The organism is Cupriavidus sp. 8B, from assembly GCF_054589115.1.
Map to the genome: position 1 here is coordinate 54811 of NZ_BAAILO010000432.1, position 16509 is coordinate 71319.

General features: G+C 67.6%; 10 protein-coding genes and 1 pseudogene. 8 read left to right on the forward strand and 3 right to left on the reverse strand.

Going from position 1 to position 16509, the window contains the following annotated elements:
• Positions 1 to 9: 9 nt before the first annotated feature.
• From ACYP5B_RS41265 to ACYP5B_RS41275, 3 genes are all read right to left on the reverse strand, one after another.
• Positions 10 to 2511 carry a hypothetical protein gene (locus ACYP5B_RS41265; protein WP_459573476.1) on the reverse strand — a complete coding sequence of 834 codons (2502 nt, stop codon included), beginning with the start codon at positions 2509 to 2511 and terminating at the stop codon, positions 10 to 12.
• Between the two features lie 319 nt (positions 2512 to 2830).
• Entirely contained in the window at positions 2831 to 6475 is a 3645-nt protein-coding gene (locus tag ACYP5B_RS41270; protein WP_459573567.1) for a hydantoinase B/oxoprolinase family protein, read from the reverse strand.
• A gap of 113 nt (positions 6476 to 6588) precedes the next feature.
• A complete protein-coding gene (locus ACYP5B_RS41275; RefSeq protein WP_459573477.1) occupies positions 6589 to 7236 on the reverse strand; it encodes a winged helix DNA-binding protein in 648 nt (215 codons plus the stop codon).
• A 306-nt stretch (positions 7237 to 7542) separates the two neighbouring features.
• Between ACYP5B_RS41275 and ACYP5B_RS41280 the strand changes: the two genes are divergently transcribed.
• From ACYP5B_RS41280 to ACYP5B_RS41315, 8 genes and pseudogenes are all read left to right on the forward strand, one after another.
• A complete protein-coding gene (locus ACYP5B_RS41280; RefSeq protein WP_459573478.1) occupies positions 7543 to 8886 on the forward strand; it encodes an amidase in 1344 nt (447 codons plus the stop codon).
• Positions 8887 to 9031: 145 nt separating this feature from the next.
• Positions 9032 to 9994: a TRAP transporter substrate-binding protein gene (locus tag ACYP5B_RS41285; protein WP_267606340.1), complete on the forward strand. Its 963-nt coding sequence runs from the start codon at positions 9032 to 9034 to the stop codon at positions 9992 to 9994.
• A 165-nt stretch (positions 9995 to 10159) separates the two neighbouring features.
• Positions 10160 to 10711 carry a TRAP transporter small permease subunit gene (locus tag ACYP5B_RS41290; protein ID WP_459573479.1) on the forward strand — a complete coding sequence of 184 codons (552 nt, stop codon included), beginning with the start codon at positions 10160 to 10162 and terminating at the stop codon, positions 10709 to 10711.
• Positions 10711 to 12021 carry a TRAP transporter large permease gene (locus ACYP5B_RS41295; protein WP_318233528.1) on the forward strand — a complete coding sequence of 437 codons (1311 nt, stop codon included), beginning with the start codon at positions 10711 to 10713 and terminating at the stop codon, positions 12019 to 12021. Before ACYP5B_RS41290 ends, ACYP5B_RS41295 begins: the two co-directional genes overlap by 1 nt.
• 63 nt (positions 12022 to 12084) lie before the next feature.
• Positions 12085 to 13374, forward strand: coding sequence for a D-amino acid dehydrogenase (locus ACYP5B_RS41300; RefSeq protein WP_459573480.1), 1290 nt, complete (start codon positions 12085 to 12087; stop codon positions 13372 to 13374).
• A 2-nt stretch (positions 13375 to 13376) separates the two neighbouring features.
• Entirely contained in the window at positions 13377 to 15002 is a 1626-nt protein-coding gene (locus ACYP5B_RS41305) for an NAD(P)H-hydrate dehydratase (protein ID WP_459573481.1), read from the forward strand.
• Entirely contained in the window at positions 14999 to 15961 is a 963-nt protein-coding gene (locus ACYP5B_RS41310) for a DMT family transporter (RefSeq protein WP_459573482.1), read from the forward strand. The genes ACYP5B_RS41305 and ACYP5B_RS41310 overlap by 4 nt, the downstream gene beginning before the upstream one ends.
• A 240-nt stretch (positions 15962 to 16201) precedes the next feature.
• Positions 16202 to 16509: pseudogene (locus tag ACYP5B_RS41315) on the forward strand (glucose-6-phosphate isomerase); the annotation flags it as partial.

Genomic DNA, 16509 nt, shown 5'->3' on the forward strand with positions numbered 1-16509 from the left:
CCGTCTTCTTCAAAACGTCTTGAGAAAGGCTATCAAGGCCCGTTTGTCGTCATCGCTCAATACCGGCTCCTGTCCGAACGACTGCTCATCGGCGCTCAGGCCGGCCTGGTTGTTGAACTCCGCCGTGCCGAAGTAATGGCCGCGGTTCACGATGAAATCCGGACACTTGCTGAGTTCCAGCATCGGCTTGACCAGGTTGGCGTAGGTCTTGCCCAGATCCGCGTCGGTCGCGCCCTCCGGCACCGAGGCCAGGTCCGATCTCAGCTTGACGGCCAGGCCCACCACCTTGGCCGCGTGCTCGGCCTTGGCACCGACATCGCTGGTCTCCGGCAGCGGCTGGACATTGGCCAGCAGGTTGACCGGCATCTGCTTGGGTGCGGGACCGATGGTCACGTCGCCTCCCGCCCCCACCAGCCACGGCGCATAGCGGTGCATGAAGCCTTGCAACGGCTTGAGCGCGTCCGGCACGAAGCCCTCCGGCACTGTGATCTGGCTACGCTCGGTAGTGCGGTCGATGGTGCCAGGGACCTTGGCGCCCAGGATGTCGTCATGCACGCGCTTGTCCGGCCACAGCAGTTGCTGGATGGACGCATCGAAGACCTTGATGCGGCTGGCGACCGACGGATCCTCGCTGAAGGGCCCGAGCGCGTTGTTGAGCAGGAACGGCGCCGTCGACCACACGCTGATCAGCGACGGCACGCGGGTATAGCCACGGCCGCCGGCCGGCATCCGGTATTGCCAGCGCTCCCCGGTGAAGGGGTCGTTCAACGTGACGGTGCCAACCGAGGGCAGCGTCTTGTACGACTCGGACGAGAAGTTGTCCCAGATATTCCCGCGCAGCGCATTGGTCGCGAGCGGGCTGCACACGTTGGTACGCAGCAGCGTGGCGGGAATACGCGCATCGGATGACAGGTAGTTGCCCTCCAGGAAGTCCGGCGCCTTGACCACCTCGCGCATCTGCGTCTTGAACTCGTCAGTCTGCGTCCATTTCCAGTACCGCATGAAGCAGGCAAGATAGTTCGGGCCCGCGCAGTGCTGCAGGTTCAGGCTGGCCGGCGGCGGCGGCGCCTTGCTGGAATGGCAGCGCGCGCAAGTGTCGGCGAACACGGCCTTGCCCCGGTCGAGCATCTGCGCACCGGCCGGCGTGCGGGGGTCGGCCAGCAAGCCGGCGCCGCCCGGGGCATCGGCCAGGTGGTCCGGCGGGGTCGACTTCAGCAGGAACAGCGCCATGTTGATCGTGCCGGCTTCCGTCGCCCCCCAGTAGCTTGAGTTCTTCTGCGCCACGGCGAGCGCGATGGGCGAGATCGGCTTGCCGCCGAGGATGGGGTTGAAGTGCAGCAGCCATTCCTCGCTGAACAGGCCGATGTTCAAATACACCCGGTTCAAGGCGCCGAGCACGCCGACCGAGTCGGCGCCGTCCTTGAGGACATGCGGCGTCCATACCGTGTCGGGCGGCGCGTAGAACTGCGTCAGCGCGCCGGACTTGACGAAGTCGTTGAGCTGCCGGTTGTTCAGCTCGCCCCCGGCCAGCTTTTCTTCGCCGATGCGCCTGGCCACGCCCATGCGCGACATCAGGTCGTAGAGCGCGTTCATGGTGCGGGGGTTGTTGATGTTGTCGGTCGACACCAGCGAGGTATCCATGGTGCCCGGGCGGAAGGTATGCACGAGCTGGAACATGAAGTTCTGCCGGCCTTCGGGAGTCGATGCGTTATGGATGAACAGCCGGTCCACCCACATGTACTGCGCGCCTACCGTGGAACTCAGCTCGGGCCATTGCGGATGCGCGGGATCCCCGGGCGGATGGATCGGGCTCGGGCCCGCGTGGCAAAAACCGCAGGCCATGCCAACGCGGTAGGGCCGCACGAGATCGGCACGGTTGTAGTATTTCGGATCGGTGTAGTAGCGTTGCGCATCCCACGCTTTCGCGGCCTTTTCGTCAAAGGCGGGGTTGGGGAACAGCCGCAAGCCGATGATGCCGGTGGGGTATCCGTAGTAGGAGCCGACGGGCAGCTTCTCGCCGTTGGAGAACGTGGTGCCCCGCGCGCCGGTCTTGACCCCGGGATAGGCCTGCTCGTTCTCGAAGGGATCGGCCGGGCAATCCTTGACCCGCTGATCCAGCCACAGGTTGAAGCGTTTCGGATCGGGACCGGTGGGCGCCTCGAAGCAGGGCTCGTTGAGCAGGCCCAGATAGCGCCAGCGGGTGTCGCGGGAATAGCCCTGGCTCGGATGCGAGCTGATGGACTTGAGCAGGTCGAACGCGCCGAACGTGAAGTTCGTCATGTCGTCCCAGAACCTGTCGTTGCCGCCACTCCACACCAGCCACATATTGCGGCCGGCGATTTCTTCCTTGGTCAGCGCGACGCCACGATCCATGTCGTGGAAATAGTCTTCGGAGGCGTGCCGGAACGTTTCCGGGCCACGGCCGGCCTGCCGCGCTTCGTCAAGAACGTGGCCAGGCTCCGGCCTGGAACACCCGCCCGCGGCGATCGCGCCGATCAATGCGCCAATCAATACGATACCAAGAACGATTGATCTGCTGCGTGGCGTCACTGCGGTCCCTCCCTTGCCCCCCGGGAAGGACCACATACTGCGATGGCCTCGTATCCCAGGGTCTTCATAAACCTAGGAATCACCTGAGGATAAGTCAAGGAAATTGCTGCAACGCGATGTGTCCGGCAGCAACGCCGCGTGTGCCGGATCTGTCGAAAATGATGGATTGGAAAATCAGGAAGTGACGAAAGACTGATCTGTTGGAAATGAAAATTCGTCGCGCCCGCGACGCGCCTGCAACGAGCCGAAGCATTGCGCCCCGGCTCGCCCTGGCCGGCCCTTACACCTTGCCGTAGCCCCCGCCGCCCGGCGTTTCCACCACGAAGATGTCGCCCGCCGCCATCTCGCAACGCCCGACATGGCCCAGCGCTTGCTCGGTGCCATCACCCCGCACCACGTAGTTGCGGCCCATGGCGCCGGGCTCGCCGCCGGCCATGCCGAACGGCGCATGCAAGCGGTTGTTGGACAGGATCGACGCTGTCATCGGCTCCAGGAAGCGCACCTTGCGGATGCCGCCGTTGCCCCCGTGCCACTGCCCTGCGCCGCCCGAGCCGGGCCGGATTTCATAGCTTTCCAGCCGCACCGGGAAGCGCCACTCCAGCACCTCCGGATCGGTCAGGCGCGAGTTGGTCATATTGGTCTGCACCACGTCGCAGCCGTTGAAGCCCTGCCCCGCGCCGCTGCCGCCGGAGATGGTCTCGTAGTACTGGTAGCGCGCGTTGCCGAAGGTGAAATTGTTCATGGTGCCCTGGCTGGCCGCCACCACGCCCAGCGCGCCATACAGCGCGTTGGTGATGCACGATGACGTTTCCACATTGCCGGACACCACCGAGGCCGGATAGCGCGGATTGAGCATCGAGCCTTCGGGGATGATCACGTTGATCGGCTTGAGGCAGCCGGCATTGAGCGGGATGTCCTCGTTCACCAGCGTGCGGAACACGTAGAGCACGGCCGCCATGCACACCGCGCGCGGCGCGTTGAAGTTGTTGGGCAGCTGCGCCGAAGTGCCGGTGAAGTCCACCACGGCTTCGCGCCTGGCCTGGTCCACGGTCACGCGTACCTGGATTTCCGCGCCATTGTCCAGCGGGTAGCGATAGGCGCCGTCCTTCAGCGCGGTGATGACGCGGCGCACCGCTTCCTCGGCGTTGTCCTGCACGTGGCCCATGTAAGCGCGCACCACCGGCAGGCCAAACTGCACCACCATCTTGCGCAGCTCTTCCACGCCCTTGGCGTTGGCCGCCACCTGGGCGCGCAGGTCGGCCATGTTCTGGTCGATATTGCGGGCCGGGTAGCGCGCGCCTGCCAGCAGTGCGCGCATGCCGGCATCGTCGAGCACGCCGGCCTTCACCAGCGGGAAGTTGTCGATCATCACGCCTTCTTCCTCCACCACCGTGGAGTCCGGCGGCATCGAGCCCGGCGTGATGCCGCCGATATCGGCGTGGTGGCCGCGCGAGCCGACGTAGAAGAGGATTTCCTCGCCGGCTTCGTCGAAGACCGGCGTGATCACCGTGACGTCCGGCAGGTGCGTGCCGCCGTTGTAGGGGTCGTTCAGCACGTAGACATCGCCGTCGGCCATGTGCCCGGCGTTGCGCGCGATCACGGTCTTGATGCTCTCGCCCATCGAGCCCAGGTGCACCGGCATGTGCGGGGCATTGGCGATCAGGTTGCCGCCGGCATCGAAGATGGCGCAGGAGAAGTCGAGCCGCTCCTTGATGTTGACCGAGTAGGCGGTGTTCTGCAGCCGCTGGCCCATCTGCTCGGCGATCGACATGAACAGGTTGTTGAACACTTCCAGCATCACCGGATCGGCGTCGGTGCCCATGGCGCGCCGCTGGGGACGCGGCACCGCGCGGGTCAGCACCAGGTGGTCGCGCGCGGTCAGCTCGGCCTGCCAGCCGGGCTCGACCACCGTGGTGGCGTTGCGCTCGGCAATGATGGCCGGGCCAGGCAGCACGTCGCCGGGGCGCAGCGTGTCGCGCGGGAACAGGCCCGTGTCGTGCCAGGTGCCGCCGCTGAACATGCGGACCTGTTCCGCCGGCACAGGGCCGCCGGTGCGCGGCTGCGGGTCGGGCAGTCTTTCCTCGGGCGGCTCGCTGCTGCCGATGGCTTCCACCGACAGTGCCTCCACGATCAGCGGCTTGCCCTGCATCAGGAAGGCATAGCGCTGGCGATAGGCGGCATCGAACGCCGCCTGCATGGCGGCCAGGGTGCCGAACGGCACAACCAGCGCCGAGTCGGTACCCTCATAGCGCAGATGCGCGCGGCGCACCACATCGATCTGCGCCTCGGCGACTTCCTGCTCCAGCAGTTCCTGCCGCGCTTCGCTTGCCAGCGCATCGAGCGTGGCTTGCAGGCCGGGCAGCGCGCTGTCGTCGAGGCGCGTCTCCACGGCACGCTCGCGCATGGCGGTGCGGTCGGCCAGGCCCATGCCGTAGGCCGACAGCACGCCGGCCAGCGGATGCACGAACACGGTCTGCATGCCGAGGGCGTCCGCCACCAGGCAGGCATGCTGCCCGCCGGCGCCGCCGAAGGTGGTCAGCGTGTAGCCCGTCACGTCGTGGCCGCGCTGCACGGAGATCTGCTTGATGGCGTTGGCCATATTGCCGACCGCGATCTCGATAAAACCTTCGGCCACCTGCTCGGCGCTGCGTTGATCGCCGGTAGCTTCCGTTACCGCTTGCGCCAGCGCCTCGAACTTGGCCACCACCGTGCCGCGGTCCAGCGCGGCATCGGCACGCGGCCCGAACACCGCGGGGAAATGCCCTGGCTGGATCTTGCCGAGCATGACGTTGCAATCGGTCACCGCCAGCGGGCCGCCGCGCCGGTAGCTGGCCGGCCCCGGGTTGGCGCCGGCCGAATCGGGACCAACGCGGAAGCGGCTGCCGTCGAAGTGCAGGATGGAGCCGCCGCCCGCGGCGACCGTGTGGATGCTCATCATCGGCGCGCGCATGCGCACACCCGCCACGCTGGTCTCGAACACGCGCTCGAAATCGTTGGGATGGTTGCCGTTGAAGTGCGAGACATCGGTCGACGTGCCGCCCATGTCGAAGCCGATGATGCGCCCGAAGCCCGCGCTCTGCGACGAGCGCACCATGCCGACGATGCCGCCGGCCGGGCCGGACAGGATGGCGTCCTTGCCCTGGAAGCGGTGCGCGTCGGTCAGGCCGCCGCTGCTCTGCATGAACTGCAGGCGCACGCCCGGCATCTGCTGCTCGACTTGCTCGACATAGCGGCGCAGGATCGGCGACAGGTAGGCGTCCACCACCGTGGTATCGCCACGCGACACCAGCTTCATCAGCGGCGACACCTGGTGCGAGACGGAGATCTGCGTAAAGCCGGTTTCGCGGGCGATGCGCGCGGCCGCCTGCTCGTGCGCCGCCTGCCGGTAGCCGTGCAGGAAGACGATGGCAATGGCGCGGATGCCGCTGTCGAACACGCGCCGCATATCGGCGCGCAGCGCGGCCTCGTCGAGCGGCGTCACCAATTCGCCCTGCGCATCCAGGCGCTCGCCCACTTCCACCACTTCGCCGTAGAGCAGCTCCGGCAGCACGATGTTCAGGTCGAACAGGCGCGGCCGGTTCTGGTAAGCGATGCGCAGCGCATCGCGAAAGCCGCGCGTGATGAACAGCGCCACCGGCTCGCCCTTGCGCTCCAGCAAGGCATTGGTCGCGACAGTGGTGCCCATCTTCACCACTTCCACCTGCGCCGGCGTGACCGGCTCGCCGGGCGCCAGCCCGAGCAGGTGGCGGATGCCGGCCACGGCGGCATCGGTGTACTGCTCCGGGTTCTCGGACAGCAGCTTGTGCGTGACTACCGTGCCGTCCGGCTGGAGCCCCACCACATCGGTGAAGGTGCCGCCGCGATCGATCCAGAATTGCCAGCGGCGACGGTCCGAAACAACGGCAGCGGAGGATGGCAGCGACATTGACATGCGGGACTTCCTTGTTTGGCGTGGTGGAAATGTCGGGGATAAAGCGGGCGCTCATGCGGCAGCGCGGCCGGGGTGCAGGCCGGCCGAACGCAGCGTCCTTGCTGCAACTACAGGGAGGTCGCCGAGCGCGCGGCCTGCTCGTACAGGCCGGTCAGCACCCGCAGCAGCCGCGCCAGCTCGCCGATCTCCACGTTCTCGGCACTGCCGGCGGAGAAATTGCTGGTCAGGCATTGCTCGCGGATCTCGCGGTAGCGGGCGCAGGCCTGCGTGCCGGCGGGCGTGGTGATGTAGGTGGCTTCCTTGCCGACGCGTTCGCCCTCCACCAGCGCCAGGCCCTGCAGCTTCTTGAGCGCGTAGGTGACCAGGTGGGTGTCTTCGACATTGAGCACAAAGCAGATATCGGCGAGCCGCTTGGGGCGCGCCCGGTGGTTGACGTGATGCAGCACCAGCACGTCCAGGAAGGTCAGGTCGCGCACGCCGGAAGCGCCCATGCAGCGCACTACCCAGCGGCTGTAGGCGTTGTAGGCCGTGTTCAGGCCGAACTCGAACTCCGACAACTCCGGGCTGCGTTCGGACACCAGGTGCGAAGACGAAACGATATTGGGGCCGGATGGGCGTACCAGCGCGCTGGCCGCGGATCTGGCGGATGCGTCGCGGCCCCCGGCGCCAGCGGCGGTTACTGGCTCGGTTACTGGCTCGGTTACTGGCTCGGTTACTGGCTCGGTTGCTGGCTCGGTTGCTGGCTTACGTGCCATGTCTTCACTCCTTTCATGGGTTGGTGTGCGCACGACATGACAAGGATGACTAGGTGTATCCCCGAGGTCCCGCCCACCATATTTGGCTTGACAGTTTATTAACAAATTATGAGGATAAACACAAAATAAATCCAAGCAAAACATCGGGGATGTCACCGTGGATTCTGCACGAAAAAAGGGCGGGAAATGCGGGTTGCGCACTATCGCGGGGACGCTGGCGCGCCCCGCCTTGGGCTGGTTGCGTAGCGCCGGCGCACTGGATAGACTCGATCCGACCCCTCCTGAGCGCGATTGATCGCGAACCCAATGCCCACGGATATCCAGACATTACAGACAAAACTTCGCGATGGCGCGATCTCCCGTGCCGACGTGATCGCCCAGGCTGCGCAGCACGCGCAGCAGCCGGCCGCCAACGCCGTGTTCCTGCACACCACCTTCGACGCGGCAACCCAGGTGGCCAAGGCCGCGGACGCGGCCGGCCTGGCGGGCAAGCCGCTGCATCCGCTGGCGGGCCTGCCGGTCTCGGTCAAGGACCTGTTCAACATCGCCGGCGAAGCCTCGCGCGCCGGCTCGCCGGTGCGCAGCGATGCGCTGGCGGCCACAGCCGATGCCACGGTGGTGCGCCGGCTGCGCGAGAGCGGCGCGGCGCTGGTCGGCCGCACCAACATGACGGAGTTCGCTTTCTCCGGCGTGGGCATCAACCCGCATTTCGGCACGCCGGTGAACCCGGCGGACAAGCAGGTGGCGCGCATTCCCGGCGGCTCGTCGTCGGGCGCCGCGGTGTCCGTGGCGCTGGGCCTGGCGGTGGCCGGGCTGGGCAGCGATACCGGCGGCTCCATCCGCATCCCCGCGGCGCTGTGCGGGCTGACCGGCTTCAAGCCGACCGCCCGGCGCGTGCCGCTGGACGGCGCCTTCCCGCTCTCCTACACCCTGGATACCGCCTGCGCCATGGCGCGCACGGTGCAGGACTGCGTGCTGGTGGACAGCGTGATCGCCGACCAGGCGGTGCTCCCAGTCATCAAGGCCGCGGCCGGCATCCGCCTGGCCATCCCCCGCCAGGTCCTGCTCGACGACCTCGATGACACGGTGGCGCGCGCCTTCGACCGCGCCCTCGGCCGGCTGTCCGCGGCCGGCGTGCAGATCGAGCACATCGACCTGCCGGAGCTGACCGAGCTGGCCACCATCAACGCTGGCGGCGGCTTCACCGCCGCCGAGGCGCATGCCATCCACCGCCACGTGCTGGCCACGCGGCGCGAGCAATACGACCCGCGCGTGGCCTCGCGCATCGACCGCGGCGCCGCCATGAGCGCGGCCGACTACGTGGACCTGATGCGCGCCCGCCTCGACTGGATCGCGCGGGTTGCGGCCCGCATCGAAGGCTTCGACGCCGTGGCCTGCCCCACGGTGCCGATGGTGGCGCCGCCGATCGCCCCGCTGGTGGCGGACGACGCTCTCTTTTTCCGCACCAACGCCCTGCTGCTGCGCAATACCTCGGCGTTCAACTTCCTCGATGGCTGCTCGATCTCGCTGCCCTGCCACCAGCCGGACGAATTGCCCGTGGGCCTGATGCTCTCGCACGGTGCGCTGCGCGACGCGCAACTGCTGGGCACGGCAATTGCATTGGAGTCCATCATCCAGCCGGCCGCCTGAGGCGCCGGAGCAAGACTGAGGTAAGCCGCGCCACCCCTGAGCCAGGTGGCGCGGGCAAGACGACTTCAGAACAAAAACCAAGACATAGGTAGCCGCAACGACCAACCAGGAGAGATCGATGCAAGGGAAGGCCACACTGAAGTGCATGCTGCTGGGCGGGGTGCTTGCCACCTCGGCCGTGATGACGTCCGCCGCGCGGGCGGATACCAAATGGGACCTGCCGACCGGCTACCCGGTCAGCAACCTCCATACCGAAAACCTGCAGCAGATGGCCACCGACGTGGAGAAGGCCACCGGCGGCAAGCTCAAGATCGTGATCCACCCCAACGGCTCGCTGCTCAAGGCCAACGAGATCAAGCGCGGCGTGCAGACCGGCCAGGTGCAGATGGGCGAGATCCTGATGTCGCTGCTGGCCAACGAGAACCCGGTGTTCGGCGTGGACGCGGTGCCCTTCCTGGCCACCAGCTACCAGGACTCCTACAAGCTGTGGCAGGCCTCGCGCGCGGTCACCGACAAGGTGCTGGACAAGCAAGGCATGAAGCTGCTGTACGCAGTGGCCTGGCCCCCGCAAGGCATCTACGCCAACAAGCCGATCAACGCCGCGGCCGACATGAAGGGCCTGAAGTGGCGTGCGTACAACCCCGCCACCTCCAAGATCGCCGAACTGGTGGGCGCGCAACCGGTGACCATCCAGGCCGCCGACCTGGCGCAGGCGCTGGCTACCGGCACCGTGAATTCGTTCATGTCCTCGGGCGCCACGGGCGTGGACACCAAGGTGTGGGAGAGCGTGAAGTACTTCTACACCGTCGATGCGTGGCTGCCCAAGAACATGCTGGTGGTCAGCAAGAAGGCATTCGCCGCGCTGGACAAGCCGACCCAGGACGCCCTGCTCAAGACCGTAGCCGACGCCGAGAAGCGCGGCTGGCAGGCATCGGAGCAAAAGACGCGTGAATACCTGGCCGTGCTCGGCAAGAACGGCATGGCCGTGCAGCCGCCTTCGCCCCAGCTGAAGCAGGACATGCAGAAGCTCGGCCAGGTGATGGTGGACGAATGGGCCAAGGGCGCCGGCGACGACGGCAAGGCCATCCTGGACGCGTACAAGAAGTGAGCGTTGTCGTCATTGCCATAGTCAGTGCCGTAGTTAGTGCCGTAATTAGTGCCTTAGCGAGAAACAAGCGATCCGTAGCCGGCCACGGCGGCGTTGCCCGCCGTGGCCTTGCCGCCGCAGCCTCCCGCGCCCTCTTTTTCACCGCATCAACCCTCCCCATTCGCCATGGAAGCTTCTTGCGTCAACAAGCGCTGGCTGGACCGGCTGCTTGACCTGTTCGCCGTGCTCGGCGCGCTCTGTATCCTCGGGGTCTGCCTCATCATGATCCTGATGTCGTTCTCGCGCGAGACCACGTTTATCTTCAAGGGCGGCGACGACATCGTTGCGTGGCTGTGCGCCGCCTCCGCCTTCCTCGTACTCGGCCAGACCTTCCAGCACGGCGGCATCGTCCGCGTGGAGATGCTGCTGGAAGCCGTGGGCCCGCGCCCGCGCTGGTGGCTGGAGCTGGTCTCGCTGACCATCTGCACGGTATTCGCCGCCTATGCGACCTGGGCCTTGTTCAGCTTCGCCTGGCAGAGCTGGGAAATCGGCGATGTGTCGCAGGGCCAGATCGTGGTGCCGCTGTGGATTCCGCAGAGCTTCGCGGTGCTGGGCTGCGCCGGCTTCATGCTGGCGGTGCTCGATGAGCTGGTGCGCGTGGCGCGCAAGCAAAAGCCGCGCTACCAGTTGGCGCAGGAAGCCAAGCTGGCCGCCGGCGACTTCGGGGAGACCGTCTGATGAGCACCGTCCTGATTTCCCTGATCCTGCTGGTGGTGATGATCGGCTTCCTGGTCATCGGCGCGTGGATTCCCGTGGCCATTGCCGTCACCTCGTGGGTGGGGCTGGTGGTGTTTGCCGAGCGCGATGCGCTGGTCAACCTGGCCAATGCGTGGTGGTCGTCCAGCGCGTCGTACACGCTGGCCTCGCTGCCGCTCTTTGTGTGGATGGGCGAGATACTCTTCCGCACCAAGTTGTCCGAGCAGATGTTCAACGGGCTGTCGCCGTGGCTGAACTGGCTCCCCGGGCGCCTGATGCACGTCAACATCCTGGGCTGCGGCATCTTCGGATCGGTGTCGGGCTCGTCCGCGGCCACCTGCGCCACCATCGCCAAGTCCGCGCTGCCCGAGCTGACCCGGCGCGGCTACGATGAGCGCGTGACGCTGGGCTCGCTGTCGTGCGCCGGCACGCTCGGCATCCTGATCCCCCCATCGATCACCATGGTGGTCTACGCGGTCTCGGCCGATGTGTCGATCATCCGCGTGTTCCTGGCCGGCTTCCTGCCCGGCCTGCTGCTGATGCTGCTGTTCTCCGGCTACATCGTGGTGTGGGCGCTGTCGAACCCGGACAAGACACCGAAGGCGGAAGCCTTCAACTGGCGCTCGCGGCTCGCCTCGATCCGCCAGCTGATGCCGTGCATCGTGCTGATCGCCTTTATCACGTGGATCATGATCACGGGCTACTCCACGGCCACGGAAGCGGCCGCCTACGGCGTGGTGGCGTCGCTGGCGCTGGCCTGGGTGGGCGGCTCGCTCACGCGCAAGGCGTTCTGGGAAAGCCTGATGTCGGCCACCCGGCTGACCGCGATGATCATGTTCGTGCTGGGCGCGACCTCGTTCCTGTCGGTAACCATGAGCTTCACGGGCATTCCGCGCGCGCTGGCCGAATGGGTGGCCTCGATGCACCTGTCGCCCTGGGCGCTCATTGCCGTGCTGACCGTGATCTATATCCTGCTGGGCACCGCGCTCGATGGCATTTCCATGATCGCGCTGACCACCGCCACGGTGCTGCCGATGGTGCAGGCCGCGGGCTTCGATCTGGTATGGTTCGGGATATTCATCGTGCTACTGGTGGAGATCGCCGAGGTGACGCCGCCGGTGGGGTTCAACCTGTTCGTGCTGCAGAGCATGACAGGCAAGGACAGTAATTACATAGCGAGGGTATCGCTGCCATTTTTCATGATGATGGTAGTGGCCATCGGCATCGTCACCGTGTGGCCGGAAATCGTCACCTGGCTGCCCGACGTGGTCATGCAGAAAGAGTTGAAGTAGCCATCGGCATCGCCGGTGGCATAGCGAGACAGCGAGGGCCCGCCCGGCCCTCTACGGAGTGCCATGCATGTGATCGTCATCGGCGCCGGCGTGATCGGCGTCTGTTCCGCCTGGTACCTGCGCGAGGCCGGCTTCGAGGTGACCGTGGTCGAGCGGCGCGCCGCGCCGGCGCAGGAATCCAGTTTCGGCAATGCCGGCGTGATCGCGCCCGGCTATGTCACCCCGTGGGCAGCGCCCGGCATGCCAGGCAAGGTGCTGCGCAACCTCTTCGCCAGCACCTCGCCCGTCCTGTTCCGGCCCAGCGCCGATCCGGCCATGTGGCGCTGGATCGTGCGCTGGCTGGGCGAATGCACGCTGGAGCGGTACCGCATCAACAAGCTGCGCATGCAGCGCCTGGCCTTCTACAGCCGCGAATGCCTGCATGCGCTTCGCAGCCAGCTTGAGATCGACTACGAGCAATCGCAAGGCTATCTGCAACTGTTCCGCACCCGGCGCGACCGGGACCTTGCCGAACCAGCGCTGGCCCTGCTGCGCGAACACAAGGTGCCGCACCGGCTGGTCGACGCCGACGGCTGCCGGCGCATCGAGCCTGGCCTCGCCACCGACACGCCGCTGGCCGGCGGCCTGCACCTGCCCGAGGACGAATCCGGCAACTGCCCGATGTTCGTGCGCCGGCTGCGCGTGCTGGCCGAGGCCGCGGGCGTGCGCTTTGTCATGGACAGCGACGCCGGCGCGCTGCGGCCGTTGCCGGGCGGCAAGCTCTCGCTTGACCTGCGTGGCACCGCTGCCGGCAATGCAGGCAGCGCGCGCGAGGCGCTCACCGCCGATCGTGTGCTGGTCAGCGCAGGCGTGGCCAGCGCCGCGTTGCTGCGCCCGCTGGGCCTGCGCATCCCGCTCTATCCGGTCAAAGGCTATTCCGCCACGGTGCAGGTCAGCGATGAGCTGCAGGCGCCGCTGGCCGCGTTGATGGACGAGTCGTACAAGGTCGCCATCACGCGCATGGGCAACCGCCTGCGGATCGCCGGCACCGCCGAGCTCGGCTCGCGCAAGCTCGACCTGCGTCCCGCGGCCGTCAACACCTTGCTCAAGGTAGCGCGCGACTGGTTTCCGGTTGCGGGCCACTATGGCGCGGCCACGCTGTGGGCCGGCGCCCGCCCGATGCTGCCCGATGGCCCGCCGCTGATCGGCGCCACCGCCGTGCCCGGGCTGTACCTCAACCTGGGCCACGGCTCCACAGGCTGGGCGATGGCATGCGGCTCAGGGCGCATTGCCGCGGACCTGATCGCAGGCAATCGCCCCGGCATCGAACTGGACGGCCTGACCCCCGACCGCTACGGCCTAGGCCCACGCTGACCATGCAAAGCTCTGCCCCGAACTCTCCCGCGCTGGCCGCCCCGCTGCCCGCCGATGCCTGGCTGCCCCTCGACGCGGCAAGCGCCAGCGCGATCCCGCTGTACGACGTGGCAGCCATCCGCCGTATCGAGGCGGCCGCCATGGCCAGCCTGCCCGCCTTCGAGCTGATGTCGCGAGCCGGCGCCGCCGCGGCGGCCTGGCTGGCGCACCACGCGCCGGCGGGCCCGCTGCTGCTGCTGGCCGGCCCGGGCAACAACGGCGGCGACGCGCTGGTGGCCGCCACCCACCTGCACCAGGCCGGGCGCCAGGTCCAGGTGTGGCTGACGGCCGAGCCCGATCGCCTGCCCGCCGACGCCGGGCGTGCGTGGCAGGAGGCGCGCTCGGCCGGCGTGGCGCTGCAGGCCGTGGCCGAGTCCGCCTGCCATGGCGGCCTGCCGCCGTTTCCGCCGCAGACTTGCGCGCTGGTCGACGGTTTGTTCGGCATTGGCCTGAATCGCGCCGCCGATGGCTTCACCGCGCAGTGGATCGCGCACCTGGCCGAGTCCCGGCTGCCGGTGTTGGCGCTCGACATCCCGAGCGGGCTGTTCGCCGACACCGGCGCCGGCGCGCCGGCGGTGCGCGCCTTGCGCACCCTCACCTTCATCGGCGCCAAGCCGGGCCTGCTGACGCTCGACGGGCGCGATTGCGCGGGCGAGGTCGATATCGCCCCGCTCGGGCTGTTCTACCCGCCGGCCCAGCCAGCCTGCGCCACGGTGAACGTGCCGGCGTCATTTGCCGCGGCGCTGCCCGCGCGGCGCCATGGCACCAACAAGGGCACGTTCGGCTCGCTGGCCGTGGTCGGCGGCGGCATCGGCATGACCGGCGCGCCGCTGCTTGGCGCGCGTGCCGCGCAGCACCTGGGCGCCGGGCGCGTGCACATCGCCTTCCTGGCGCAGCCCGCGCCGCTGCTCGACCTCGTGCATCCGGAGCTGATGCTGCACCCGATCGCGGATATCGAGCTGACCGCCATGTCCGCGCTGGTGATCGGCCCGGGCATGGGCACCGGCACCGCGGCGCGCAAGCAGCTGGCGCAGTTGCTGCATGCCAGCGCGGGCGCCACCGAGCCGCCCGCGCTGGTGCTCGATGCCGATGCGCTGAACCTGCTGGCCGCGGATCCCGCGCTTGCCGCCATGCTTGCCGGCGGGCCGCCGGTGCGCGTGATGACGCCGCATCCACTCGAAGCCGCGCGCCTGTCCGGCATCAGCGTGGCCGAGATCCAGCGCGACCGCCTGGCGGCGGCGCGCTCGCTCGCGGCCCAATGGCAGGCCGTGGTCGTGCTCAAGGGCTCGGGCACGGTGATCGCGTCGCCGCCGGATGCCGGCGCCAGCGTGTCACTGTCGATCAATCCCACCGGCAACGCCGGGCTGGCCACCGCCGGCACCGGCGACGTGCTGGCCGGCATGATCGGCGCGCTATTGGCCCAGGGCATGCCGGCGCTGCAGGCCGCGCAGGCCGCGGTCTGGCTGCACGGGCGCGCCGCCGACCACCTGGTGGCGCAGGGCACCGGCCCCGCGGGCCTGACCGCAAGCGAGCTCTACCTGCCGGTGCGCGACCTGTTCAATGCCCTGCTGCGGGCGCAGCGAGCATGAACAAGGCCACCGATGGCAGCACCCGCCTGCAGGCGGCCAACGCCTCGCCGGCACGGCGCCAGCTGCTCACCGGCGTTGCCCTGCTGGTGCTCGGCCAATGGATCCTCAGCCTGCTGGACGCCAGCAGCAAGACGCTGACCCAGCAGGGCCTGCCGGTGGTGGGCGTGGCCTGGGTACGTTATGTGGGCCATGTGGTCGCCATTTTCCTGCTGCTGGGGCCGGCGCGCTTCCGCCAGCAATGGCGCCCCATGAAACCGGGCCTGCAGTGGATGCGCGGGGGGATGATGCTGGTCTCGACGCTGGTGTTCTTCAGCGTGCTCAAGCTGATGCCGCTGGCCGAGGCCACGGCGCTGAATTTCTGCGCGCCGCTGTTCGTGGTGGCGTTGTCGCCCTGGCTGCTGGGCGAGCGCCCGAGCGCACATGCGCGCGTCAGCCGCTGGAGCGGCGTGGCCATCGGCTTCGTCGGCATGCTGATCGTGGTGCGCCCGGGTGGGGAGCTGAGCGGGGCCGGCATTGCGCTGGGCTTGTTGTCGGCACTGGTGTTCGCGCTGATGCAGATGCTGACGCGTCGCATTGCCGCGCATGACGCACCCATGACCACCTTGATCCAGAGCGGTGTGACCGGCGCGGCCCTGACCACCCTGCTGGTGCCCTTCTTCTGGTTCGAAGCGGCACCCACGCCCCTGCAAGCCGTGCTCCTGCTGAGCACCGGCATCACCGGCTCGATTGGCCACTATTTTGTGATTCGCGCGTTCCAATACGCCGACGCGTCATTTCTCAGCCCCTTCCTCTACCTGCAGATCCTGTCGGCGACGACCATCGGCTACCTGGCGTTCGGCCAGCTGCCAGACTGGATCACCGCGCTCGGCGTGGCGGTGATCTGCGTGGGTGGCCTGTGCGTGGCGGGGGGCGAGTCGGCGCTGCGGGCGGTCGCGCGCCGGCTTGGGCGGGCGGGCTGATGGTGGTGCCATGTTCCAGGTGTCAGAACACCGCCGATACCTGGCGCGAACGCACCCTGTTATTGTTGCCTTTATTGGCATGAATGCCATGTATTGCCGCCAAATCCTGAAGCTGGGCGTGCGGTCGCGTTATACTCGAATTGCCCGCGACCGCCGGTCCGGAAATGCCCGATTTCAGCTTGAAACGGTCAGTCCCGACTGCCCTCGCTGACCTTGCTTTCCTTAGAGAATCCCGCACGCATGCCCACAGACCTCCACGCCTGGCACTCTCTTTTGCAACACCATGACGCCATTCGCGAAACGCCAATGCGCGAGTGGTTTGCCGCCGGCTCCGCAGAACAACGCGTCGAGCAGTTCTCGCTGGAAGCCGCAGGCCTGTTCCTCGATTACTCCAAGAACCGCATCACGCCGCAGACCATGGCGTTACTGATGCAACTGGCGGATGAAGCCGGCGTGCCGAAGCGCCGCGATGCCATGTTTGCCGGTGACCATATCAACGCCACCGAGGACCGCGCGGTCCTGCACATCGCGCTGCGCGCCGGCGCCGG

Coding starts and splice junctions, on each gene's coding strand:
- ACYP5B_RS41270 (WP_459573567.1), bottom strand. CDS start 6,475: ATGTCGCTGCCATCCTCCGCTGCCGTTGTTTCGGACCGTCGCCGCTGG.
- ACYP5B_RS41275 (WP_459573477.1), bottom strand. CDS start 7,236: ATGGCACGTAAGCCAGCAACCGAGCCAGCAACCGAGCCAGTAACCGAG.
- ACYP5B_RS41280 (WP_459573478.1), top strand. CDS start 7,543: ATGCCCACGGATATCCAGACATTACAGACAAAACTTCGCGATGGCGCG.
- ACYP5B_RS41285 (WP_267606340.1), top strand. CDS start 9,032: ATGCTGCTGGGCGGGGTGCTTGCCACCTCGGCCGTGATGACGTCCGCC.
- ACYP5B_RS41290 (WP_459573479.1), top strand. CDS start 10,160: ATGGAAGCTTCTTGCGTCAACAAGCGCTGGCTGGACCGGCTGCTTGAC.
- ACYP5B_RS41295 (WP_318233528.1), top strand. CDS start 10,711: ATGAGCACCGTCCTGATTTCCCTGATCCTGCTGGTGGTGATGATCGGC.
- ACYP5B_RS41300 (WP_459573480.1), top strand. CDS start 12,085: ATGCATGTGATCGTCATCGGCGCCGGCGTGATCGGCGTCTGTTCCGCC.
- ACYP5B_RS41305 (WP_459573481.1), top strand. CDS start 13,377: ATGCAAAGCTCTGCCCCGAACTCTCCCGCGCTGGCCGCCCCGCTGCCC.
- ACYP5B_RS41310 (WP_459573482.1), top strand. CDS start 14,999: ATGAACAAGGCCACCGATGGCAGCACCCGCCTGCAGGCGGCCAACGCC.